Source organism: Pseudoroseicyclus tamaricis (assembly GCF_012070395.1).
GTDB classification, from domain to species: Bacteria; Pseudomonadota; Alphaproteobacteria; order Rhodobacterales; family Rhodobacteraceae; genus Pseudoroseicyclus_A; species Pseudoroseicyclus_A tamaricis.
Genome location: NZ_JAAFYS010000001.1, coordinates 1,383,522 through 1,407,507, shown reverse-complemented (window position 1 = coordinate 1,407,507; position 23,986 = coordinate 1,383,522). Strand labels below are relative to the sequence as shown.

Genomic DNA, 23,986 nt, shown 5'->3' with positions numbered 1-23,986 from the left:
CGATGGCCCAGATTCCGGCAACGGTCAGAAGATACATGCATCCTGCCTTTCAGGCGGTTGTCCCGTCGGTATCCTGACGCGCGACGTGGCATCCTACAACCAAAGAGAGCGGACGAAACGGCCATTTAGTTTCGAGAACAAATGGCCGTTGTGTCTGGCTTTACGCCATTGCCGTCGCTTCAATTTCGAACAGCAAGCCGGAAACCGCGAGGCGGGTAGCTCCCAGAAGAGTCATCGGCGGTGCGACCCGATGGGGTCCGAACCGCATGCCCATCAGGTCTAAGTTCTTCAGCGCCTCGTCGACATCAGTTGCATAGACGCCGAGCTTGACGACATTGCCAAGATTCATGCCTGCGCCGTTAAGAACGGCTTCAAGGTTGTCCAAGGCCAGACTGATCTGTGCGCGCATCTCGCCTGGATGCTGGGGGGCGCCGTTTTCGTCCACTGCGGTCTGCCCCGCGCAAATCACTTGCCGCGTCGCGCCTTCGATCACCTCGGCCTGGTTGTAGCCCAACTTGATCGACCAGTCCCAGGGGTTCACTGCCGTCCGTTCCATGTCGAAATCTCCTTGTTTTTAGTTCCTAGAATCGGTGTAGGACGAAGTAGTGCCAAATTCTGTCACCATTTGTAATAAGGCTCGAGAGATGAACGTGAGAGTTAGACAAGACGCCATCGTTCGCAGCCTTCGCCGCAACGGCACATCCACTGTTGATGCATTGGCAGAAGAGGTTGGTGCCTCCCGCCGGACAGTGTTGCGCGATATCGGCGCACTGCGGAACGAAGGCTATGTGATCCATTCCGACGTCGGCCGCGGCGGTGGCCTCCAGCTTGACCCACAATCGATGCAGACACGTGCCAAATTGTCCGTGCCCGAAGTATTCGCGCTGCTGATCAGCGTCGCGGCGATGCGAGCCGCCGGGAATTTACCGTTCTCGGAACTTGCAGATGCGGGCTTGGCCAAGATCGAAAAAGCCTTGCCGTCGGACAAGGTGAAAGACCTATGCGCGTTTCTAGAATGCCTGCACATCGGTCAACTGTCACCTTTGCAGAATTTGTCGGGCATGGGGAAAATGGACCCCGACCTGCTAGGGGCCTTTGAGGCGGCGTTTCTGGGCCGGCACTTTATCCGGTTCGACTATCGCGATGCAAAAGAGCGCAAGACCGAGCGGCAGGTGGAACCGCAAGCCATGCTGATCCTGCCTCCGCTATGGTATCTCGTCGGCTGGGACCCTGCTCGCGACGACTTCCGCCATTTCCGCATGGATAGGATCAGCAGTCCTGAAGCGGTTCTGACTACAAGCTTTCGCCGTCGGCATGTGCCGTTCGAAGATGATGTCTGTCCCTACAGCGAATTGCACCCGGAGCTTCGAAGCAGTCATTCGTGTTAAATGCAGCATCCGACACACTGGGCTCGAAGCCGCCATCCGCCGCGCAGAGCCAGAACGCCCGCCGCGCGCTTCAGACGACTGTGGCTTCCGCGCCCAGGAAATCAAGGACGACGCGCAGGCGGAGGGGCAGAGAGCGGGATCCGCCGAGCCAGAGGGCATGGAAGGGTTCGTCTTCTGCCGTCGCGGAAGGGAGCAGGGCGACGAGGCGGCCCTCCTCGATGTCCTTCGCCACGGTGAAGCGCGTGAGGCGCGCGACGCCGAGACCAGACAGGGCCATGTGGCGGAGGGCTTCTCCGTCTGTCGCGCTGAGCCGGGGCCGGACGGACAGGTTTACAGTCGCGTTGTTCTCGAGAAAGCACCATGTCGCGGCGCGGCGGGGATAGGCGAAGCCGATCAGATCATGGGCTTCGAGGTCCCGGACCAACCCGGGCGTGCCGCGGCGATCCAGATATCGGGGCGCCGCGACTGTCACACGCTCGGCGCGCCCGAGGCTTCTGGCGACAAGGCTGGAGGGTGGCATCTCGCCAGCGCGCACGGCGATGTCCGCCCGTGTGCCGGCGAGATCGACAACCTGATCCGTCACCGCGCACGCGATCCGCAATCGCGGATGACGCACCAGAAACGGCTCCAGCGCCGGATAAAGGATATGGTGGGCATAGGAGGCCGAGGTGGTGATCCGGACCTCGCCTTCAGCAACCCGATCTCCGCGCGCCTCCCGCTCCGCCCCATCGAGGGCACCGAGGATGTCGCGTGCCCGGGCGTGGAACGTCTCGCCTTCCTGGGTGAGCGCCAGCGCCCTGGTGGTCCTCAGAACCAGTCGCGCGCCGATCCGGTCCTCAAGCCGTGAAACCGACTTGGAGACCGCAGAGGGCGTCAGCCCCGTCGCCCGCGCCGCAGCGGAGAAGCTCCCTTCCGCGACGACCCGGACGAACACTTCCAGGTCGCGCAATCGGTTCGGATCACCCAGCATCTGTTCCTGTGGATCACAAGTGTTGGTCTCAGGAGATCTCTAGTGCGAGGACGGGATGCGAGCCAGATGTCCGCTAACCTTTGGCGGGAGAAATCGACATGCCTATCGCGCTCTATGCCTTGGCCATCGGCGCCTTCGGGATCGGGGTCACTGAGTTCGTGATAATGGGCCTCCTGGTGGAGGTCGCCGAAAGCCTGTCGATCGGGATCGCCACGGCGGGGACCTTGATCTCCGGCTACGCGCTCGGCGTCGTGTTCGGGGCCCCGATCCTGACGGCGTTGGCGGCCGGGTGGTCGCACAGACGGCTCTTGCTCGGCCTCATGGCCATATTCGTCGTCGGCAACGCGGCCTGCGCGCTCGCACCCACCTATTCCTTGCTCATGGCGGCGCGGGTCCTGACGGCGCTGACCCACGGAACTTTCTTCGGGGTAGGCTCGGTGGTTGCGCAAGGGTTGGTCGCCCGGGAGAGGCAGGCCTCGGCGATCGCCATCGTCTTCACCGGCCTGACGCTCGCCAACGTGTTCGGCGTTCCGTTCGGCACGTGGTTCGGCCAGCGGACCGATTGGCGCATGACGTTCTGGGCCGTCTCGGCAATCGGCATCGCCGCCTGGATCGTGATGTGGGCGGTCCTGCCCAGGGACGGCAGCGGCGAGCGCAGCGATTGGCGGGCCGATCTGTCCGTCCTGGGCCGGCCACCGGTCCTCCGCGGACTCGCGATGACGGTGCTCGGCTATGCCGGCGTCTTCGCGGTCTTCACCTACATCACCCCGCTCCTGACGGAGACGGCCGGGTTCGAGCGCGCGGCCGTCTCCCCGATCCTTTTGGGCTTCGGCGGAGGGTTAGTCGTCGGCAATCTCATCGGCGGCCGGCTCGCGGACCGTCACCTCGCGCCGACCATCCTCGGATCGTTCTGCGCGCTCATGGTGGTTCTCGTGCTCCTCGGGGTCGGCGCCGAGACCCCGTGGGCCGCCGCGATCCTGACGGCGGGGCTCGGCGCGGCTGGCTTCGCGACGGTCGCGCCGCTGCAGACTTGGGTGATGGCGCAGGCCGGCGCGGTCGGACAGGCCATGGCCGGATCGGTGAACATCGCGGCCTTCAACTTTGGAAACGCCATCGGCGCCTGGGCCGGCGGCAGCCTGATCGCGGCCGGCGCGCCCTACGGCGCCATTCCGTTTCTGGCCGCGCTCTTTCCGCTCGCGGCACTCGGAGTCGGCAGCATCGCCCTGCATCGCGACATACCCCTTCCCAACTGAAAGGAAACCAACCATGGAATACCGCCAACTCGGCCAGTCCGGCCTGCGCGTTCCCGCCTTGAGCTTCGGAACGGGGACCTTCGGGGGGACTGGGCCCCTGTTTTCGAACTGGGGCACCACGGATGTGGACGGGGCCAGACGCCTTGTTGACATCTGCCTGGAGGCCGGTGTGACGCTGTTCGACACCGCCGACGTCTATTCCGACGGCCGTTCGGAAGAAGTTCTGGGGGCCGCGCTGGAGGGGCTGCGTGACGAGGTCATGATCTCGACCAAGACAGGCTTGCCCATGGGGGATGGCCCCGTGGACTGGGGGACAGGGCGAACGCGGCTCGTGCAGGCTGTCGAAGCCGCGCTCGGCCGGTTGCGGACGGACCGGATCGACCTGCTGCAGCTCCACGCCTTCGACGCCGCGACGCCGCCCGAGGAGGTCCTGACCACGATCGACATGCTGATCCGCGCGGGCAAGGTGCGGTATTGGGGCGTGTCGAACTATCCCGGATGGGCGGTGATGGAGCTGATCGCGGGGGCTGATCGGCACGGTCTGCCGCGGCCCGTCGTCCATCAGGTCTACTATTCCCTAATCGGGCGGGATTATGAATGGGACCTGATGCCGCTTGCCGCACGCCATGGTGTAGGCGCGATGGTCTGGAGCCCGCTTGGCTGGGGGCGTCTGACGGGCAAGATCCGTCGCGGCCACCCGCGCCCCGAAACGAGCCGACTGCACGAGACCGAAAGCCTGGGCCCGCCGGTGGACGAAGACCATCTTTTCGGGATCGTCGATGTGCTCGACGAGATTGCTGCGGAGACTGACCGGACGGTGCCGCAGATCGCCCTCAACTGGCTAATCAGGCAGCCCACCATCGCCAGCGTCATCGTCGGTGCCAGGACCGAGGAGCAGTTGCGGCAGAATCTCGGCAGCGTGGGCTGGGAACTCGGCGCCGATCAGATCGACCGGCTGACGGCCGTGTCGGACCGCCACGCGGCTTATCCCGGCTTTGCCTACCGCCGGCAGGAAGGGTTCGCACGTCTGTTCCCGCCGATGGTCCGGTGATGGCGCCGATCAAGCTGCCGGTCTGCCGCTCGCCGCCCAGAGCCTAGAACCTGGGCGGCATCGTCGGCCCATAGCGGCCGTTGGGCAGCCTACGCGATACCTGCCGCCAACGGCCCAAAGCGGACCTTCGCTATATGTGCACGAGGATCGTTGCCGGGGTCGCGAACACCCTTCCAGTCGTTCCAGTTCGCTTCGCGCGCCGCATCCTTTGGCCTTCAGCCCTTGGCGCCGTCGATCAGCCATGAAACCCTGAGGAGCAGTTCGAACCCCATAGGGCCCCTGCCAGCTTGGCAGCCAGCCGACTTCACCTACCTACCTCTACGAGCTGACGCCGGACGGCGTCGCGCATTGTATGTCCCCGGAAGGAGATCATCCGTGAAGACACCTCTCATCGTCGCCGCCGGGCTGTTCGCAGCCTCTGCCGCCACCGCCCAGGACAGCGAGATCACCGTCTCGTCGAAGATCGACACGGAGGGCGGCCTCCTGGGGAACATCATCGCCCTCGCGCTCGAGGACGCGGGCCTGCCGGTGGAGCGGCGCCTGCAGCTCGGCGGCACGCAGGTCGTCCGCGAGGCGCTGCTGGCGGGGCAGATCGATATCTATCCCGAATATACCGGCAACGCCGCCTTCTTCTTCAACGAGGCCGACAGCGATGTCTGGATGAACGCCGATGCCGCGCATGACCGCGCCGCGGAGCTCGATGCCGAGGCGCATGACATCACCTGGCTTGAGAGCGCGCCGGCGAACAACACCTGGGCCATCGCCGTCACCGGCCCGGTGGCCGAGGAGAATGGCCTCTCCACCATGTCGGACTTCGGCGAATGGGTGGCCGGCGGTGGCGACGTGACGCTCGCGGCCTCGATGGAATTCGTCTCCTCCCCCGCCGTCCTGCCCGCGATGCAGGAGACCTACGGCTTCGAGATGGGCGAGGACCAGCTGGTGATCCTGTCAGGCGGCGATACGGCCGCGACGATCCAGGCGGCGGCGCGGGGCACCTCGGGCGTGAATGCGGCGATGGTCTACGGCACCGATGGCGGCATCGGCGCCACCGGTCTCGTCGTCATGGAGGACGACCAGGGCGTGCAGCCTGTCTACGAGCCGACGCCGATCGTCCGGGCCGAGGTGCTGGAGGAATATCCGTCGATCCCCGAGGTGCTCGACCCGATCTTCGCCGAGCTTGACATGGTCACCCTTCAGGGCCTGAACGGGCGCATCCAGGTCGGCGGCGAGCCGGCCGAGGCCGTGGCGCGTGACTACCTGACGCAAGCCGGCGTGCTCGATTGACGGCTCAGCCCCGAGCTGTGCCGCTCGCCCGGCGGGGGTTTTCTCCGCCGGGCGTTCTTTTTGCGGTGCTTGGGCTGGCGGCGCTGCTTGTCCCGTTCATGACGCTCGCCGCCAACCGTATCGTCGCGGGTGAGGGCGTGCAGGTCTGGCAGCTGGCGACGCTGGCGGAGACGCTTCCCGGTATCGCCGCCGTTGGGGCCGGCCTGCTGCTCGGCGTGCAGGCCGGGCGACAGCGGCTGCGGGTCGCGGGCGCGATCATTGGACTCGGCGGGCTCTTTTGGCTGCTGATGCGCGGCGCGCCGGCTCTCATGGAAGGCGCGGGCGAGTATGCGCGTGTCTCGCCGGCCCTCGGCTTCTGGTGCCTCCTCCTCATTCTCATGCTGCTGCTCGCCGATGCGCTGGCGCAGCGGACGCCCGGGCCCGTAGCGCGCGCCGGGCTGCTCGCGGCGGTGCTCGGAACGCTGGGGCTGATCCTGTGGTCGGGCGCGCTGAGCCCGCTCTCGATCATGCAGGAATATGCCGGGCGGCGGGACGGCTTCGCTGACGCTGCGCTGCGCCACCTGGCACTGGCCTTCGGCTCTCTGGCCGTGGCGGCGGGCATCGGCTTTCCCCTCGGCATCCTCTGCCACCGCAAGGCCGGGCTGCGGGAGAGCGTGCTGCCGACGCTGAGCCTCCTGCAAACGATCCCATCGCTCGCCATGTTCGGCCTGATGATCCCCATCCTCGGCTGGGTGGGCGACAGCGTGCCCGGCGCGAGGGCCCTCGGCATCGCCGGCATCGGCTTCGCCCCCGCCTTTCTCGCGCTCGTGCTCTACTCGCTGCTCCCCGTCGTCGCCAACACCGTCGCCGGCCTTGCCGCGGCCCCGCCGGCCGCGCTGGAGGCGGCGCGCGGCATGGGGATGACGCCCGGCCAGCGGCTCTGGCGCGTCGAGCTGCCGCTCGGCCTGCCGGTGATCCTGACGGGCCTGCGCATCGTGCTGGTGCAGAACATCGGGCTCGCGGTGATCGCCGGCCTGATCGGCGGCGGCGGTTTCGGCACCTTCGTCTTTCAGGGCCTCAACCAGACGGCCACCGACCTCATCCTCTTGGGCGCACTGCCGACCGTCGCGCTCGCGCTCGTCTCCGCCATCGTGATGGACATCCTCGTGGAGCTCTCACGCCCGATCCCGAAGGACACCGCATGATCGAGATCGACGACCTCACCAAGATCTACGGCGACGCGACCGCCGTCGACCACGTCACCATGACGGTCGAGACGGGCACGATCACCGTGATCGTCGGCACCTCCGGCTCCGGCAAGACGACGCTGCTGCGGATGATCAACCGGCTGGAGGAGCCGACCTCCGGCGAGGTGCGGATCAACGGTGAATCGACGCTCGCCACCAAGCCGCACCTCCTCCGCCGCCGGATTGGCTACGCGATCCAGGGGCACGGGCTGTTCCCGCATCATACAGTGGCCCGCAACATCGGCGCGGTGCCGCAGCTCCTCGGTTGGGAGAGGGACAAGATCCGCGCCCGCGTGGACGAGCTGCTCAGTCTCTTCTCCATGGAGCCGGCTGCCTTCCGCAGCCGCTACCCGGCCGAACTCTCGGGCGGGCAGCAGCAGCGGGTGGGCGTGGCGCGGGCGCTGGCCTCCCGGCCGGACCTGCTGCTGATGGACGAACCCTTCGGCGCGCTCGACCCGATCATCCGGGCGCGGGCGCAGGACGATCTGCGCCGCATCCAGCGCCAGCTCGGCTCGACGATCATGCTGGTCACGCATGACATGGAGGAGGCGATCCGCCTCGGCGACATGGTGGCCGTGATGGACGGGGGAAAGCTCGTCCAGTACGCGACCCCGGCCGAGATCATCGCCGAACCGGCGACGCCCTTCGTGGCCGAGATGGTGGGCGACGTCGAGCGGCCACTGCGCCTTCTGTCGCTCATCCCGCTCTCCGAACTCGTCGAGGACGGCGAGGCCGAGGGCGCGGCGATGCCGGCGGGGGCCAGCCTGCGAGACGCCCTCGCGGCCTGCCTCTGGACGGGGCGCAGTGCCGTGCCGGTGGAGAAGGACGGCGCGACGATCGGGCGCGTGACCTTCGCTGCGATCCGAGCCCGGGCGGAACTGCACGCATGAAGGTCGGCACGATTCTCCGGCCCGCGCTCGTCCTCCTCCTGCTCGCCCTGGTGCTGCGGCCCGAATGGTTCGCGCCGGTCTTCGCACCGCTGGCGCCGCAGGGCGCTCCGGTGATCTATGAGCGCAGCTCGCTGTTGTCCCTCTCGCTCAGCCACCTCGGCCTTGTCGCCGCGGCCACGGCGGCGGCGACGCTGATCGCGGTGGCGCTGGCGATCTTCGTGACTCGCCCCGCGGGCGCCGCGTTCCGGCCCCTGTCGCGGACCATCACCAACATGGGCCAGACCTTTCCGCCGGTTGCCGTCCTCGCGCTCGCCGTCCCCGTGCTCGGCTTCGGCGCCGGTCCCACCCTCGTCGCTCTCTTCCTCTACGGGCTGCTGCCGATCTTCGAGAACACGGTCACCGCGCTAACGACCCTGCCCCCCGCGACGATGGAGGCGGCCCGGGGGATCGGGCTGAACCGCTGGCAGCGCCTCTTGCGGGTGGAGCTTCCGCTGGCCCTGCTGGTGATGCTGACCGGCATCCGCCTGTCGGTCGTCATCGCGCTCGGCACCGCAACCATCGGCTCCACCGTCGCCGCCCGCACGCTGGGCGAGGTGATCATCGCGGGGCTTCTGACCAACAACACCGCCTTCGTGCTGCAAGGCGGCCTGATCGTGGGCCTGTTCGCGGTGCTGATCTACGACGCCCTCGTCCAGCTCGAGGCGTGGCTCGCCCGGCGAACCGGCACGTCATGACGCAAGTTGACAACGCTTGAAGGACAAGGCGGCTCGTCACCGTAGATCGCCTTGTCATCAGCTCTGGCGTCCGCGTGCGTGCGATGCCGGCTTCCCGTGACCTTCCGTCCCAAGATCCCTGTTCGGCGGGAATTCCCGATAGACGACCGCGAAGGTCTCTTCCCGAACCTCTCCGCCGACGCCGAGGTGATCGTATTGCGGAGCCGATCGGGTTGGGTCCATGACGGCGCATGCTCAGGGCCAGCAGCCGCAGATGCTCCCGGGGATCCGCACCTCTCCCGTCCTGCCTTCTCGCGACATCGCGGCCTCCGACCTCTCGGTCGTAACTTACTCGTCGCGATCCGCAGCACTGTCCGAGAACAACACCCCAGCGACGCCGCGCTCGCCCGCCGTCGGCCGCTTCCGCGACGCCGCACCGTGGCGTGGCAGGTCGCGTGGATGTCAGGAGGGGGCCGGAAGTTACAATCTGGGTATGAGCGGTGAAAAGTCCGCCGTGGAGCGGGACGACGGGCGTTTAACTTGCCGCCAAGCCCCTGAATCTAGGGCAGCGCCGAAAATCCGTCCGCCGATGCCCGGCCACCAGGGCGGCGAGCGCCGGGGGCTCCAGCGCCTCCACGGCGGCGCCCCACTGGTACAGGTGCCAGACCATTTCCAGGTGCCCGGCGGCCCTTAATCGGACGGTGAGTGAGCCGTCCGGCTCGTCGGTGAAGGTCTGGGCCGGATGGAAGACGAACTGCCGGGCGGCATCGGCGGCCGCCGGAGCGAAGCGCCAGACGACGGGGCCAAATTCGGCCTCGGCGTCGTACGACGCCGAAGGCGCGGGCGGAGAAGTCCTCAAGGTCGAAGTTCGGGTCCCGGGCGAAGACGCGGCCGGTGATCTCGGCAGCCTCGACCCGGTCTAGGCGGAAGCGGCGCATGATCCCGTCCCCGCCTGAGGGCCGCGCGATCAGGTAGCGCCGGGTGCCGAGCAGCAGGCGGTGCGGGTCGATCAGACGCTCCTGCGTCGTCCCGGCAGCGCCCCGGTAGCGCATCTGCAGTTCGCAGGGCTGACGCAGGTCCTCGGTCACGGCGCCGAGCAGCGAGAGGTCGACCGCGACGCGTGGCCCCCAGCGAGAGGCGAAGCCCTGCGCCTCCGGGAGGGCCTCGGCATCCGCCTCCGCGCGGCGAGCGAAGGTCGACGGCATCGCGGCCAGCACCCGGACGCGCAGCGCTTCGAGCGCGCGCGCCTGCTCGGGCGCCCCCTCCTGCCCCGCCCGTCGGATAGCGAGATTGAGGGCGACAAGCTCGCTGTCGCGGACGCCCTGCGCACGCGCCCAGCGCTCGAACTTCTGGTCGCGGTCATCGACCCTGGCATTGGCCGGGCGGCGCTCCATCAGGAGGATCTTCGCCAGACCCCGCATCCGGATGATCTGCATCTCTTCATGGGTGAAGGAGACTGAGAGGGACACTTCGTAGAAGGTCTTGCGTAGGATGAACCCCTTCCTGACCGAGCCGTGAGAGAGGGCGACACGCAAGGGGGCGCCTCAGAGAGATCCACGGGTGGCGGGGGCAGAGCCACCGTCCCTTTCATCCGCGAATTCAAATGAAGTCGCGGACCAGAAACTCCGATTTTGGCGCAGCCATGTTCCACTATTGCGCCCGCGCCACCCCCAGACATGACCCCCATAGTGGTTGAGGGTACGTATGGGGGTCCTCTTCGCATGCGCAAATGTCATGATCTCTTCGCCTCGATCATCAGATCGACCTGCCGCTTCGCTTCTTCCAGCCTATTGCCTCAGATACAGTCAGACTGCCATCTGGTCGCCTGAGAACAGATTTCTAATATTTAGAGAGGGGGTAAAAGAGCCCCTGTGGGTCTGCGGTCCGGAAGTTTTTGTTAGAGAAATCCTGAAACTGTCGTCTGACGTCGATTTCCCTGTATTCCTTGGAAATTTTTCTCATCACCAACATATCGCCAATATTCGCAAGCACTACAGGGGAAACTGACGGGGGCCGTTTGGCCATAGTCTCTTCCTATTCCAGTGGTTAGGTCACCACAAATCCCTGAAAACGAGGGTTTGATTGGTGCCTTTGCTGCTTTGCCCCCCACTTTCGGCCGACCTCAACCGTGGGTATCCCGGTATCCCGCTAATTCAGCGTCACGTTAACCTGCTACTCGTTAAACCTTGATCGCCTCGCCGTCCGTCTCCCCGTCTGGAGCGGACTTTACCTCAAAGTGGAGGAGGATGTTCGGCTTCCGGGCCGCGAGAAGTCCAGCGTGACGTCGTTGGCATAGGCCTAGAGGTCGAGGTCCCGTAAGATGAACTCGCTGCCGTTGTCGACCCTGATCGTGTTCGGATAGCCGATCCTGGCACAGACCCTTTCGAGGGTCTGGACCACGTCCTCGCCGCGGTAGGCGAGCCGGGGATCAGCTGCTGGACATAGCCGAGAATGCGTATCGGCGGCGGTCAGGATCCGAAGCTTCGTGCCTGTGGCGAGCTGGTCGTGGACGAAGTCCATCGCCCATACCTCGTTCGAACCGGCAGCCTCCTGCCGATCCTCCCGCAGCTTGGCCTTCACCCGCCGCTTCGGGTGCTTGTTCCGTAGCTGTAGGCTCAACTCATTGTATATCCGCCGAGTTTTCTTCATGTTGATCACCCATCCCTCACGTCGCAGCAGGACGTGCACGCGCCGGTAGCCGTAGCGCACGCGCGTCTCTGCAATCTCCTTGATCCGTCTCCCGACGGCCGCCTGGTCGGTACGCCGGGACTTGTATTGGACCGTCGAGGTGTCGAAGCGAAGGGCCCCACAAGCCCCCCGGATCGACACGCCCCAATCGATGCACATCCCGCGAACCAGCTCGCGCATCCGACCAGGCTTCAGAGCTTTCGGCGGATGACGTCCTGCAACATCCCGCGGTCGAGCGTCAGGTCGGCGACGATCTTCTTCAGCCGCGCGTTCTCGTCTTCCAGCGCCTTCAGCCGGCGCATCTCGTCGGGCAGCAGGCCGCCATGCCGTTTCTTCCAGTTGAAGTATGTCGCATGACTCATCCCGGCCTTGCGGAAGATCTCCGCAACCGCCGTGCCTTCCTCAACCTGCTTCAGCACGAACGCCTCCGTGAAGCTCGATGCCTTCATCGTCCTCAGCTCCTATCCCAGACAGGGGATGGTAGCCGAAAACTCCAGCTTCACGCGGCCCAAGTCTCAGGGAGCAGAGCAGAAAAGAGCCAGAAACTCCAGCCGGCGGTGACCCGAGACTGAGGAGCGGAGCAGAAGCGCCTCATGCGTCGAAGTCAGATGCTTCGGAAACAGATTGGCGCCATGAACTTCTGACGCGATCGGGAGCACTTCCAGATTGTTGACCATCTCAAGGATGAGTGCCCGAGTGGACGGAGCGAAGCTTGGCCGGATGCCGTTGAGCGCGCACTTGCTCTTAACAGATGCGCGTTATCAAGCGGGCACGCCGCTGACGCGGGGTTTTCGGGCCGTATGTGGGATAGAAGAAACACTCAGTGGGGTCATCCTGCCCTCAAAGTAGGCGTTCCGAAATCATTCCGTTTAACGGCGGAAGCACGCGACGCATTTACGTTCCGCTGAAAAGCCTCATTCGTAGCTGACTGAGGTTACTTTCATAATGAGCCTAATCAATGCTAGCATACCCGCAGCCGCCGAGGCGGTTCTTGGTGGAATTCTGCACAGAAGTTATTTCGTTGCTGACGACGTTGACGGCCGCGTTACCATCCAGACAACCGGCCCCATCCCCAAAACTGCGCTCTTCGATCTCTTTGATGCAGCGCTTCGCGCGAACGGACTCCGTATCGAAGACCAGGGTGGCCTGTTCGCAATCGTCGAAGGCTCTCGTGGTCCCGTAGGTCTCTTACCAGCAAACGGAATCGGCTACGACGAATATGCCGTGCCCATCGTGATCGCGCCTCTACGCTTCGTATCGGCGAATGAGATGGCCGGACTGATGGCCCCGCTGGCGGAAGGGGGCCTCTCCATAACACCGGACCAGAACAGAAACCTACTGCTGCTTTCCGGGAGTGCCACCATTCTGAGTGCGGCCGTAGAAGCCCTCAATATCTTCGACGTCGATGTAATGCAGGGCCGGTCGGTGGCACTGTTTCGCCTGGAAGCCGCTGATCCTGATGATATTGTTGAGGAGCTCCGGGCCATCTTCGAAAGTCAAGAAGGAGGCTCGCTCGACGGTGTCATCGAGTTTGTGCCCAATGAGCGGCTCAATTCGGTTCTCGTCCTCACGGCCCGTTCGGAATATCTGGACCGCGCACGTCGCTGGATCCGCGACCTGGACCGCAGCGCTGGCCAGTCTCAAGCGTATACGCGCATCTACACGTTGAACAACCGCCGCGCCGAAGAGGTCGCGCCAATTTTGGACCAACTCCTGAGCGAGAGCCCAGCTGTTACCTCCCTCGACGGAGCAGACGAAGGGGCCGGGGCGGGAGCAATAACAGGAACACACGTCGCAGCCGATCCGGAGCGCAATGCACTGATCGTGCGAGGGCTGCGCCGAGAGCACGACGAGGTTGGCCGGGTCCTCGCGGATCTTGATCAGCGCGCACCTCAAGTGGCATTGGAGGCCACGATTGTCGAGGTTACGCTAAATGACCAACTGCAACTTGGCGTGCGGTGGTTCTTCGAGAACAGCAACCTTAGGGTTGGCTTCACGGACGCGGCGAACGGAAGCTTCGGGCAAAACTATCCAGGCTTCTCGTCAGCCTTTTCCGTCGGCGACGCAGGGTTTGTTCTCAACACCTTGTCAGGTGTCACCGATGTCAGCGTGATCGCGTCTCCAACATTGGTAGTGCTTGATAACAAGGAAGCGGTTCTCCAGATTGGCGACCAGGTTCCTGTTGCAACACAAACCTCTAATAGCACAACCAGTGACGATGCTCCTGTAATTACGTCGGTCAGTTACCGGGACACTGGCATCATCCTCAGTGTTCGCCCGCAGATCGGCGCGACTGGCCGCCTAACTCTCGATATCAGCCAAGAAGTCAGCAGTGTCATCGCGAACTCTACTTCGGGGATCAACTCCCCAACGATCCGGCAGCGTCAGATCGAGACCACTGTCGCCGTTCAAGACGGCAGTACTTTGGTGCTGGGCGGGCTCATCCAGGAAGGATCCGAGCAAAGGGATGCGGCAGTTCCTGGGCTCGGCGAAATTCCCGTGCTGGGGGCTGCGTTCCGTAGCCGGGATAGCCGCCGCAACCGGACCGAACTCCTGCTTCTCATCCACCCTCGCGTCATGCACGACGAACTCGACGCATTTGAATACACGAGCGAGATGCGAAATCGCATAGGCGATGCAGACGCCGATCTCATCCAAGGACTGGGGCCGCCGCGCCACAGCTTGGAAGACATGCTTCGCTGAAGAATAGTCGTGCCAAAGTTCGACTACAGAGGCATCGATGCGGACGGCGGCGAAATAAGCGGTAGCCTTATCGCCGGTGAGGAATCGTTCGCGATCAGCGAGCTCGCAGGCCGAGGGATCCACGTCTACGAGATCGGCGAACGTCTCCAAAGGAAAACTTCGGCACCATGGTACCTCAAGGAGGTCCGCCTGGGACCGTCTGGCGTCAACGAGGCGGCAGTTGCTGAATTTTGCCAGTCGCTGGCCACCATGCTAGGAGCAGGAGTGTCGCTACACGATGCTCTTGATATATCATCGAGGTCTGCACCGAGCCGCTCTTTGCGTGCGAGCGCGGGGCGGATGAGACAAAGCATCTCAGAGGGCCTGAATTTCGGAGATGCCGTGCGTGAAGGAGGTACCGCTCTCCCTTCGGAAATGGTCCTCTTCGCTTCTGCCGGAAGCATGGCCAACGACCTGCCGCAGTCGATGAGCGAGGCAGCGCGCTATTTCCGCCAACGTTCGGGGTTGCATCGGTCGATCCTCTCGTCCCTAGCCTATCCCGCATTTCTTCTCGCCGGCTCGGTCGCGGTGTTTTCGATGCTCATCTTCGTTCTTGTTCCCACGCTATACAGTGCCATGGCGAGCTCCGGTAAGGAAGGGACCGGATTGATCGGTACCCTTGAGTCTCTTCGCAGATGGATCGACGCTCATTCGCTAGCCGCCACCGGAGGTTTGGTTGTAGGGGTCACCCTCTTTGTACTTCTTGGTTGGCAGGTCGGGCCGTCTTTGCTGCGACGAATGCCGATAACCCGCGATCTATCGTACTTCCGGGAATACGCGCGGGTATCTACTTTGGTGGCTACGCTTATCTCCGCCGGCATGCGCCTTGAAGAAGCGATGTCTCATGCCGGAGCGCTGGCTAAGGCTCCAGACGCAAAGGAGCTTCTGGAAGACGCTCGGGCGAGACTGATGGAGGGTAAGGACGCCGCGCATGTATTCATGACCGATCGACATGTCCCCGTTGTCTTTGCGCGCCTCTTCCAGATCGGCGAGAGTTCCAATCGGTTGCCGGAGACATTGGCACTTGCAGCCTCCATACTCGATCAGTCGGCGGACGGCCGCGCAAAGGCTCTCACAACTGCAATTGGTCCAGCGGCTACTTCGCTTGTAGGCTGTTTCATCGGCACCATTGTCTATTTCCTCATCAGCGCCATGCTGGAGGTCAATCAGGTTGCGTTCTGACGCTGGCTTTACACTACTCGAAACGCTGTATGCGGCAGTGCTCCTTGGGCTCTTAGGCATCTTGGCTATGGCGATGCTCAGTCGGACTCTGAGGCTGACCGGCGAACTTGAACCGGAGATTGAAACAATCGAGTTTGCCCGTTCGGTACTAGCGGAGATTGAAGCGTTCGGCCCCGACTTCGGCCTCTCAGGCGAGTATGGTCAGCGCTTCTCTTACAGGGTGAACTTTGAGGAAACGGCCAGCTCGGAGCCGACACGCTTCGATGGCGTGGTTGACCTTGTTCAGGCGACCATTGAAGTCACGGACCGGCATTCCGACCATGAACCAGCGCAATTCGTGCAGATCTTTGCCATGACAGGTGGCCCCTGATGCGTCGGCGCAATCTCGGGCTGACTCTGCTCGAGACGCTCTTTGCGTTAGGGATCTCTGCGATGATGGCGGTTGCGCTTGCGAACATGTTTGCAACCTCAAATCAAGTCTGGCGAGCATCCTCCGACGCACCTCAAATTGTTGACGAGGCCATGTCACGTCATGATCTATGGCAGGCACTCGAACGCATGCCTGAACTGGGTAATGGGCTCGAAATTGGCGATGTCTTCGAGCCGACAGCAGCCGGGTTCCGATTTCTCGCACCCGCGGCTCCGGACGAACCTTTGGCCTGGTTCGCGATTGCCCACGAAGAAGAGGACTTGGTACTGACGTACCCAGATGGGACCAGCGCCAACCTGCGAACCGCTGTGGGTCAAGTGATTTTTTCCTATTACGGCGCTCCTCGACCCGAGGGGACCCCGCAGTGGAAGGAAACTTGGGAGGGCGCAGTGTTGCTTCCGCGTCTGATAAAAATTCAGACCAGCGGATCGAACGGGATCTGGAACGCCCCTTTCACGGCCTGGCCGGCAAAGGATGCGGCTCAAGAAGAGATATCGGCGTCCTCATTGGCTCCGCCGGGTTGGCCGTCACGACCATAACTTATCAGCTCAAAGCTACCATCTTGGCCCGGCTGGCGAAATATCCATTTGCGCCCCCACGGGTCGGCCACGCTCTCGGCGTCCAAGTACGGTCCGCTCCAACCCTCGACCCCCTGGGGGCGCAAGACAAGTGCACTCAAGCCCTCTGCCTGCGTCGGAAACTGCCCTGTATCAAGATAGTAGATCTGGATCGCAGCAGAAATGTTCGCAAGTTGAACTTCGGCAACGTGAGACCGAGCGCGCCCGAAAGTCTCGATCAGCCGCGGTGCGGCGAGCGTTGTTACCATGGCGAGGATAGCCAGAACGATAAGCACTTCTAAGAGAGTGATGCCAAGGCGAGCGTCTCGACGATCCGTCACGGTTACTTCCTTACCTTAGATGAGAATTGGCCCGGAGGTCCAGACAGCAAGGAGACCGAAACATAATGACGGGCCGAACGGTAGGCCACTGTCAGGGCGAACGAGCAGATAACTGACGATTCCAGAGAGCGAAGCGATGAGCACGACGCTTGGAAGCCCCAAGATTCCCACACAGCAGCCCGCAGCACCGACTAACTTTGCGTCTCCCAAGCCTAGATACTCGCGCCCGGTCCGTCGGAAGGTAACTTCACCGATTGCCCAAAACAGAGTATAGGCGAAAATGCCTGCGGCGGTCAGGCTGATCGGCTCGAGTGGATCTTGGGCGGCTCCACTCAAGAGACCTGTACATGCGACTGCAATCACGGCCAAGTTCGGGATACGTTTATTACAAGCATCGACAGCCGATATCCAGATGGAAAGCCCGGACAGCATGAGCGTAGGGAAGACGATCAAAGTTGGCGTGCTCAGCAGCGCCCAGAGCGTCAGGACAAGGCCAAGGAAGGTCGGAACGGCCGAGAGCCACAGGCGGCCCGATTCCGGAATCATACTCCTCACAGTCCTCAGCCTTCTCGTTCTTCTGGCAGCAGTCGCCCTTACCGTTCAAGCGCGCGCCCTCAGCAGCACCCAGGTCCTCCGGAGCATCAAGACGGTTTATGTCGATGAGATCCAGTGGCAATCAGCGAGAGCGGTATCTTTGCCGCTCGTAGGGGAGAGCATACTCTCTGCACAGGAAATGGACGAGGGCCCTGTCAACCTCGACGGCGAAGTTAACGAGGTGGAAGCTCTCGGGCGGGCCTCTCACTATACCGTGGTGAGATCGGAGCGACGCAATCACTATCTACTGCAGCGAGAGTAAATTGGTGAGATTGGCATGACGGTGTCGCAGCGGGATGATCTGCTCCCGCGGAAATGTACCGGCAGAAGCTACCGACTAGACGCTTCTAGTCGAGAGAGGCGCGGAACGCGCGAAAGGAGCGCTAACACTGAAACCGGTGGCAGATAGGTCGTGGCTCTCAATCTACGAAGTAGGTACCTAGGCTCTCTCTTTTGAACCGATCAGGTGCAACTCCTCCTATGAAAGCACTATCTGGAACAGAACCGAAAATTACTCAGACGCTCGCCAGGCAATCGTGTCGGAAGAGCTAACTGGTGCCGTGGCCGCGGCTGAAGTGAGACTGGCGCGCGTAGGGGAGCTTGCGGCCGATGATCTCCTCTCCATGGCGGAATTGGCCGGGGCGGAAGCCGATCTCGCCGCCGCCGGTGCCGGAGACATTCTTGAATACACGAACACCGAGACGATCGTCACATTCGCCTTGATGCTGCCGACCAGGCGCTCGTGACGATCGGCGAAGGTGTCACCGTCATCCTGCCGGATGACAGAAAGATCGAAGGCGCGGTCTCGGGAATAAGCTCCGTGGTGTCGAACGGGGCAATCGAGATCACCGTGAGTATGGAAGACCAGATTACCCCGGACGACCTTGAGGTTGCGGCGTCGTGCAGCTCCTCCTCGGGCTTCACCGGCCCTGAACCACGTCATCGTCATGACCCATGCCCGCTATTTGGCCGCCCAGCTCGACAGGCCGCGATGCGACGGGTGCCTCACGGCGAGCTCCAAAAGCCCATCAAAGAGGCATTCCCAACCGCGTGCGCTCATTCCGAACCGTCCTGGAGGCCTCCAAGGTTGGCACCCCAAAATCTGTATGATTGTATGACAAGGTATCCAGAACACGCATCGGGGCGGGGACATGGCACTGACCAAGCTACTGGAGCTCTCGGGCAGAATTAACGATCTGCTGAACGCGTCCTCCCTCCTCGCGTGGGACTCCCGCACGATGATGCCCCCCTCGGGCAACGCAACGCGCGGCCTGCAGATCTCCACCCTCACCGTCGCCGCCCGCGACCTTCTCTGCTCGGACGAGATGCGCCGCGCGGCCGACGAGGCGGAGGCGGAGGCGGGCACGGCGGAGGCCGACATGATCAGCGCCGTGCGCCACGCCATCGCCTACCATGACCGCATCCCGGCGGATCTGGTGCGACGGCGGAACGAGCTCGCGGTCACGGCGCATGACGTCTGGGCGGAGGCCTGCCGGCAGAAGGACGCCTCCATCTTCCTGCCCGCCCTCGAAGACACGGTGGAGATCTGCCGCGCCTGGGTCGATCATGCCGGCTACGAGGATCACCCCTACGACGCGATGCTCGAGCTCTACGAGCCGGGCAACACCGTGCGGAATCTCACGCCGCTCCTCCAGCGCCTGACGGATCACATCGTCCCGCTGGCGCGCGATGTTCATGCGGCGCCCCAGCCCGATGACAGCTTCCTCGGGCAGGTCTACCCCGAGCACATCCAGATGTCCGTCGCCGGCAGACTGGCCCGCAAGATCGGCTACGATCTCGATCGCGGCCGCCTCGACACGGCGCTCCATCCGTTCGAGATCTCCTTCACGCGCAACGATGTCCGCCTGACGACGTGGATCAACCGCACCTGGCTGCCGAAGTCCATCTTCACGACGCTTCACGAAGCGGGCCACGGCATCTACGAGCAGAACATCGACCCGGCCTATACCCGCACCCCGCTCGCGACCGACCTCGTCCTGCTCTACGCCGTCGGTGGCGTCAGCTTTGGCATGCATGAATCCCAGTCCCGGCTGTGGGAAAATCATGTCGGGCGGTCGCGCAGCTTCTGGGAGCATCACTTCGCCACGGTGCATGACGCCTTCCCCGAGCAGCTCTCCGGGCAGACGCCGGAGAGCTTCTGGCAGGCGGTGAACGTCAGCCGCCCCGGCGCGAAGCGCTCCTTCGCCAGCGAGCTGACCTACGACCTGCACACGATCCTGCGCACGGAGCTGGAGCGGGACCTGATCGCGGGGGACCTCAAGGTCTCGCAGGTGCGCGACGCGTGGAATGCCAAGACGGAAGAGATGCTCGGCGTCATCGTCAGGGACGACACAGAGAGCATCCTGCAGGATGTCCACTGGCCGACGGGCCAGTTCGGCACCTTCTGCAACTACACCATCGGCAACATCGTCGCCGCGCAGCTCTTCGCGACCGCCAGCCAAGCGGAGGGCGTCCAGCAAGGCCTCGACGCCGCCGATTACGCGCCGCTGCGTGAGTGGCTGACCGGCAACGTCCTCCGCCACGGCCGCCGTTACATCCGCGACGAGCTGCTGGAGGCGGCGACCGGCCGGACGCTCGATCTCGATCCCTATCTCGCCCATCTCGATCGGCGCTTCGCGGCTGTCTATGACATCGCGTGAGACGCAGATCCCAATGGTACAGGCCCTGACATGACACGACTGAACGAAACGGCAAAAGGCGTCTATGTCATCGCGCCCACGCCGTTCCTCCCCGACGGCGCGATCGACACCGCGAGCATCGACACCATGGTCGAGGCCTATATCGAGGCCGGCGCCGACGGGCTGACCATCATGGGCATGATGGGCGAGGCCCAGAAGCTCGCTCCCGAGGAAGGGCTGCAGGTCATGCGGCGGGTGCTGGAGCGGGTTCGCGGCCGCATCCCGGTCGTCGTCGGCGTCTCCGCCCCCGGGCTGGCGACGATCACCGGCCTCTCCGCGGCCGCGATGGAGGCCGGCGCGGCCGGTGTCATGGTGGCCCCGCCGGGGACGCTGAACACCGACGGCAAGATCCTCGACTACTACCGCATGGTCGGCGAGGAGCTGGGGGAGGAGACGCCCTTCGTCTTGCAGGATTTCCCGCTGGTGACGGGCGTCGCCATTGCCAGCTCGGTCATCGACCGGATCGTGCAGGACGTGCCGACCTGCGTGATGCTCAAGCACGAGGACTGGCCGGGCCTGTCGAAGATCAGCGCCCTGCGGCGCACGTCCGAGGCCGGCGGGCGGCGCATCTCCATCCTCTGCGGCAACGGCGGGCTGTTCCTGCCCGAAGAGATCGAGCGCGGCGCCGACGGCGCGATGACCGGCTTCGCCTTTCCCGAGATGATGATCGGCGTCTGCCGGCTGATGGCGAGCGGCGAGAGCGCCGCGGCCCGCGACCTCTTCGACGCCTATCTCCCGCTGATCCGCTACGAGAGCCAGCCGGGCCTCGGCCTCGCCATCCGCAAGCACATCCTCGCCAGGCGCGGGATCATCGCGCACCCAACGCTCCGCCGGCCCGGCCCGAAGCTATCGCCGGCCGACGTGGCGGAGATCGACACCCTCCTTGAGCGGCAGACGGCGCGGCTCGGACATCAGAGCGAATAGGACAGACACATGGATTTCGGAATTCGCGGCAAGACCGCGCTGGTCCTCGCCTCCTCCGGCGGCCTCGGCCTCGGCATCGCCCGGGCGCTCGCGGCAGAGGGCGCCCGCGTCTTCCTGACCGGCCGCACGAGCGAGAAGCTGGAGCGCGCCGTCGCGGCGATCGAGGCCGACGGCGGCGAGGCCGCGTGGCTGGCCGCCGACCTCGCCGACCCGGCCACGCCCGGCAAGCTGGAAGCTGCGGTGCGGGGGGCGTTGGGCCCCGTCGACATCCTCGTCAACAACACCGGCGGCCCGCCCCCGGGCCGGATGTCCGATGCGGATCTCGAGGTCATCGCCACCCAGTTCCGCGCCATGGTGCTCAGCGTCATGGCGATGACGGCCATCGTTGTCCCCGCGATGCGCAAGACGGGCTGGGGCCGGATCATCACGGTCGGCTCCTCGGGGGTCGAACAGCCGATCCCCAAACTCGGCATCTCCAACGCCCTGCGCGCCTCGCTGGCGGGCTGGTCGAAATCCATGGCCACCGACCTTGCGGCGGACGGGATCACCGTCAACATGCTGCTGCCCGGGCGCATCCACACCGACCGCGTCGACCAGATCGACGGCGGCGCGGCCGAGCGCTCCGGCAAGAGCCTGGAGGAGGTGCGCGAGGCCTCGCGCGCCACCATCCCCGCCGGCCGCTATGGCAGCGTCGAGGAGTTCTCGGCGGTCGCGGCCTTCCTCGCCAGCGCCCCGGCCAGCTACGTCACCGGCAGCATGGTCCGCTGTGACGGCGGCCTGATCCGGTCAACCTGAGGAGCGCGCGCATGGACCTCGATCTCGCAATCCGCGGCGGCACCATCGTCACCTCCTCGGGGCGCTACAAAGCCGATGTCGGCATCCGGGGCGGCCGCATCGTCGCCATCGCCGACACGCTCACCGCGCCCGATGAAATCGACGCGACGGACCGGCTGGTGATGCCCGGCGGGATCGAGGCGCATTGCCATGTCGCCCAGGAAAGCGCGGCCGGCCTCATGACGGCCGACGACTACCGCACCGGCAGCATCAGCGCCGCCTTCGGCGGCAACAGCACCTTCATCCCCTTCGCGGCGCAGCACCGGGGCATGAGCGTGGCCGAAACACTGGAGCTCTACCACGAGCGCGGGAAGGACTCCGTCCTCGACTACGCCTTCCACCTGATCGTCACCAACCCGGACCAGCAGGCCGTCGAGCACGATCTGCCCGAGGCCTTCCGGCAGGGCATCACCTCGCTCAAGGTCTTTCTGACCTACGAGCGCATGATGGTGGCCGACAGCACCTTCCTCGACGTGCTGGCGCTGGCGAAGTCGGCCGGCGGGCTCACCATGGTCCATGCCGAGAACAACGGCATGATCGACTGGATGTCGCGCCGGCTCGTCGCCGCCGGCCATACCGAGCCGCGCTACCACGCCATCAGCCACCCTGCCCTCGCCGAGGCGGAGGCCATCAACCGCGCCATCAGCCTGTCGAAGCTGGTCGATGCGCCCCTGCTGATCGTCCATGTCTCCACCCGCGAGGGGGCCGAGCTGGTGGCCCGCGCCCAGGCCGAGGGCGCGAAGGTCTTTGCGGAGACCTGCCCGCAATACCTCTTCCTCACCCGCGACGATCTCGACCTTCCGGGGATGGAGGGCGCGAAGTTCATGTGCTCGCCGCCGCCGCGCGATGCCGAGACGCAGGAGGTGCTCTGGCAGCACCTCGCCCGGGGCACCTTCACGGTCTTCTCCTCGGATCACGCCCCCTACCGGCACGACGAGAGCGGCAAGCTCGCGAACGGCCCGGAGGCGACCTTCAAGCAGATCGCCAACGGCATGCCCGGGCTGGCGGCGCGGCTGCCCCTGCTGTTCTCGGGCGTGACAAGCGGGCGGATCACGCTCGAGCAGTTCGTCGCGCTCTCCAGCACCAACGCCGCCCGCCTCTACGGGATGTATCCGCAGAAGGGCGAGATCGCCGTCGGCTCCGACGCCGACATCGCGATCTGGGACCCGGCCGAGACCCGCGAGGTCCGCCTTGAGGATCAGCACGACGCGATGGATTACACGCCCTACGAGGGGATGCGCCTGACCGGCTGGCCCGTCGCTGTCCTCAGCCGCGGCGAGCGGATCATCGAGGACGGCGCCTGCGTGGCCGAGCCGAAGCGCGGCCGGTTCGTCACGCGCGGCCCGTCGGACTACTTCGGCCGCCCGGGCATCACGGTGCCGGAGATGGACCCGGCCCGGAACTTCGGCGCCATGGTGAAGCCGTGAGCGGCTTCGGTGGCAAGGTGGTCGCGATCACGGGCGGCGCCTCGGGCATCGGGCTGGCCACCGTCCAGCTTCTCGCGGAGGCCGGCGCGCAGGTTGCCTCCATCGACCGCGCCGCCCCCGGCCCCGCCGCCTCGGCCGGCGCCCGGCTGGAGCTGCAGGGCGATGTGGGCGACGAGGCGGTGGTGGAGGAACAGGCGCACAATATCCGCGACACCCTCGGCCCCATCGACATGCTCGTCTGTGCCGCGGGCTTCTCGAATGGCAAATCGGTCCCCGACTGCCCGCTTGATGAATGGGATGCCATCCTGCGCACCAATCTGACCGGCTCCTTCCTCTGGTCGCGCGCCGCCGTGAGCCAGATGCGCGCCGCCGGCCAGGGCGGCTCCATCGTGATGATCGGCTCGCAGCTCGCGTTCGCGGGCGGGCGGTCCAATGCTGCCTATCTTGCGACGAAGGGCGCGCTGGTGAGTCTCGCCAAGTCCATGGCCGTCGATCACGCCGCCGACGGCATCCGCGTCAACGTGCTGGTGCCCGGGGCCATCGACACGCCCCTGCTGACCCGCGCCTTCGACCGCGCGCCGGACCCGGAGGCCGCCCGCGCCCGCTCCGTCGCCCGCCACCCGCTGGGGCGGCTCGGGCGACCCGACGAGATGGCCCGCGCCATCCGCTTCCTTTTGTCAGATGATGCATCTTTCACCACTGGTGCCTGTCTGAACGCCGAAGGCGGCTGGCTGGCGGGCTGATCCACCCCTTCTCCGCGATAAGGCGTTTGCCGATCCCGGTCTGTATGATT

Annotated in this window: 22 protein-coding genes and 2 pseudogenes; 17 read left to right on the top strand and 7 right to left on the bottom strand. The window is 64.8% G+C overall.

Going from position 1 to position 23,986, the window contains the following annotated elements:
* Positions 1 to 160: 160 nt before the first annotated feature.
* Complete coding sequence (locus GY170_RS06350) at positions 161 to 556, bottom strand: RidA family protein (protein ID WP_163891041.1); 396 nt, start codon at positions 554 to 556, stop codon at positions 161 to 163.
* An 88-nt stretch (positions 557 to 644) separates the two neighbouring features.
* Here GY170_RS06350 and GY170_RS06345 point away from each other — a divergent pair, with 88 nt between their 5' ends.
* On the top strand, positions 645 to 1,388 hold the full coding sequence (locus GY170_RS06345) for a helix-turn-helix transcriptional regulator (RefSeq protein ID WP_163891039.1): 744 nt from the start codon (positions 645 to 647) through the stop codon (positions 1,386 to 1,388).
* Positions 1,389 to 1,458: 70 nt separating this feature from the next.
* Here the strand turns inward: GY170_RS06345 and GY170_RS06340 are convergent, their stop codons facing one another.
* A complete protein-coding gene (locus GY170_RS06340; RefSeq protein ID WP_163891037.1) occupies positions 1,459 to 2,358 on the bottom strand; it encodes a LysR family transcriptional regulator in 900 nt (299 codons plus the stop codon).
* 98 nt (positions 2,359 to 2,456) lie between these two features.
* On the opposite strand from GY170_RS06340, the gene GY170_RS06335 reads away from it, so the two are divergent.
* From GY170_RS06335 to GY170_RS06310, 6 genes are all read left to right on the top strand, one after another.
* Positions 2,457 to 3,611 carry an MFS transporter gene (locus GY170_RS06335; protein ID WP_163891035.1) on the top strand — a complete coding sequence of 385 codons (1,155 nt, stop codon included), beginning with the start codon at positions 2,457 to 2,459 and terminating at the stop codon, positions 3,609 to 3,611.
* Between the two features lie 13 nt (positions 3,612 to 3,624).
* Positions 3,625 to 4,662, top strand: a complete 1,038-nt coding sequence (locus GY170_RS06330) for an aldo/keto reductase (RefSeq protein WP_163891033.1) — start codon at positions 3,625 to 3,627, stop codon at positions 4,660 to 4,662.
* A gap of 375 nt (positions 4,663 to 5,037) precedes the next feature.
* Entirely contained in the window at positions 5,038 to 5,946 is a 909-nt protein-coding gene (osmF, locus tag GY170_RS06325) for a glycine betaine ABC transporter substrate-binding protein OsmF (RefSeq protein ID WP_209316608.1), read from the top strand.
* 17 nt (positions 5,947 to 5,963) lie between these two features.
* The gene (locus tag GY170_RS06320) at positions 5,964 to 7,130 is read left to right on the top strand and encodes an ABC transporter permease (protein ID WP_490380062.1); all 1,167 of its coding nucleotides are present in this window, start codon (positions 5,964 to 5,966) and stop codon (positions 7,128 to 7,130) included.
* A complete protein-coding gene (locus GY170_RS06315; RefSeq protein ID WP_163891028.1) occupies positions 7,127 to 8,062 on the top strand; it encodes an ABC transporter ATP-binding protein in 936 nt (311 codons plus the stop codon). The genes GY170_RS06320 and GY170_RS06315 overlap by 4 nt, the downstream gene beginning before the upstream one ends.
* Positions 8,059 to 8,796 (top strand): ABC transporter permease, encoded by a 738-nt coding sequence (locus GY170_RS06310; protein WP_163891026.1) that lies wholly within the window; start codon positions 8,059 to 8,061, stop codon positions 8,794 to 8,796. Before GY170_RS06315 ends, GY170_RS06310 begins: the two co-directional genes overlap by 4 nt.
* A 514-nt stretch (positions 8,797 to 9,310) precedes the next feature.
* Here the strand turns inward: GY170_RS06310 and GY170_RS18695 are convergent.
* The 3 genes and pseudogenes from GY170_RS18695 to GY170_RS06300 form a co-directional block, all read right to left on the bottom strand.
* Entirely contained in the window at positions 9,311 to 9,634 is a 324-nt protein-coding gene (locus GY170_RS18695; protein WP_394351481.1) for a WCX domain-containing protein, read from the bottom strand.
* A gap of 49 nt (positions 9,635 to 9,683) precedes the next feature.
* Positions 9,684 to 9,980: pseudogene (locus GY170_RS18690) on the bottom strand (WYL domain-containing protein); the annotation flags it as partial.
* A 1,033-nt stretch (positions 9,981 to 11,013) separates the two neighbouring features.
* Positions 11,014 to 11,912, bottom strand: a pseudogene (locus GY170_RS06300) (IS3 family transposase); the annotation flags it as partial.
* A 496-nt stretch (positions 11,913 to 12,408) separates the two neighbouring features.
* Here GY170_RS06300 and gspD point away from each other — a divergent pair.
* The 4 genes from gspD (at position 12,409) to GY170_RS06280 (ending at position 16,356) form a co-directional block, all read left to right on the top strand.
* A complete protein-coding gene (gene gspD, locus GY170_RS06295) occupies positions 12,409 to 14,166 on the top strand; it encodes a type II secretion system secretin GspD (protein WP_163891022.1) in 1,758 nt (585 codons plus the stop codon).
* Between the two features lie 9 nt (positions 14,167 to 14,175).
* Positions 14,176 to 15,387, top strand: coding sequence for a type II secretion system F family protein (locus GY170_RS06290; protein WP_163891020.1), 1,212 nt, complete (start codon positions 14,176 to 14,178; stop codon positions 15,385 to 15,387).
* Positions 15,388 to 15,454: 67 nt separating this feature from the next.
* Positions 15,455 to 15,757: a hypothetical protein gene (locus tag GY170_RS06285; RefSeq protein ID WP_163891019.1), complete on the top strand. Its 303-nt coding sequence runs from the start codon at positions 15,455 to 15,457 to the stop codon at positions 15,755 to 15,757.
* The gene (locus GY170_RS06280) at positions 15,757 to 16,356 is read left to right on the top strand and encodes a PulJ/GspJ family protein (RefSeq protein WP_163888782.1); all 600 of its coding nucleotides are present in this window, start codon (positions 15,757 to 15,759) and stop codon (positions 16,354 to 16,356) included. The genes GY170_RS06285 and GY170_RS06280 overlap by 1 nt, the downstream gene beginning before the upstream one ends.
* Here the strand turns inward: GY170_RS06280 and gspG are convergent.
* Together gspG and GY170_RS06270 are read right to left on the bottom strand one after the other, a co-directional pair.
* Positions 16,299 to 16,715 carry a type II secretion system major pseudopilin GspG gene (gene gspG / locus GY170_RS18685; RefSeq protein WP_163891017.1) on the bottom strand — a complete coding sequence of 139 codons (417 nt, stop codon included), beginning with the start codon at positions 16,713 to 16,715 and terminating at the stop codon, positions 16,299 to 16,301. The genes GY170_RS06280 and gspG overlap by 58 nt on opposite strands.
* A 15-nt stretch (positions 16,716 to 16,730) precedes the next feature.
* Entirely contained in the window at positions 16,731 to 17,261 is a 531-nt protein-coding gene (locus GY170_RS06270; protein ID WP_163891015.1) for a prepilin peptidase, read from the bottom strand.
* Positions 17,262 to 17,869: 608 nt separating this feature from the next.
* Here GY170_RS06270 and GY170_RS06265 point away from each other — a divergent pair.
* The 6 genes from GY170_RS06265 (at position 17,870) to GY170_RS06240 (ending at position 23,936) form a co-directional block, all read left to right on the top strand.
* A complete protein-coding gene (locus GY170_RS06265; protein WP_163891013.1) occupies positions 17,870 to 18,055 on the top strand; it encodes a hypothetical protein in 186 nt (61 codons plus the stop codon).
* 405 nt (positions 18,056 to 18,460) lie between these two features.
* Positions 18,461 to 19,969, top strand: coding sequence for a carboxypeptidase M32 (locus GY170_RS06260; RefSeq protein WP_163891012.1), 1,509 nt, complete (start codon positions 18,461 to 18,463; stop codon positions 19,967 to 19,969).
* A gap of 30 nt (positions 19,970 to 19,999) precedes the next feature.
* Entirely contained in the window at positions 20,000 to 20,932 is a 933-nt protein-coding gene (locus tag GY170_RS06255; protein WP_163891010.1) for a dihydrodipicolinate synthase family protein, read from the top strand.
* 9 nt (positions 20,933 to 20,941) lie between these two features.
* Positions 20,942 to 21,727: an SDR family oxidoreductase gene (locus GY170_RS06250; protein ID WP_163891008.1), complete on the top strand. Its 786-nt coding sequence runs from the start codon at positions 20,942 to 20,944 to the stop codon at positions 21,725 to 21,727.
* An 11-nt stretch (positions 21,728 to 21,738) separates the two neighbouring features.
* Positions 21,739 to 23,193 carry a dihydropyrimidinase gene (hydA, locus tag GY170_RS06245; protein ID WP_163891006.1) on the top strand — a complete coding sequence of 485 codons (1,455 nt, stop codon included), beginning with the start codon at positions 21,739 to 21,741 and terminating at the stop codon, positions 23,191 to 23,193.
* Entirely contained in the window at positions 23,190 to 23,936 is a 747-nt protein-coding gene (locus GY170_RS06240; protein ID WP_163891004.1) for an SDR family oxidoreductase, read from the top strand. Before hydA ends, GY170_RS06240 begins: the two co-directional genes overlap by 4 nt.
* Positions 23,937 to 23,986 lie beyond the last annotated feature (50 nt).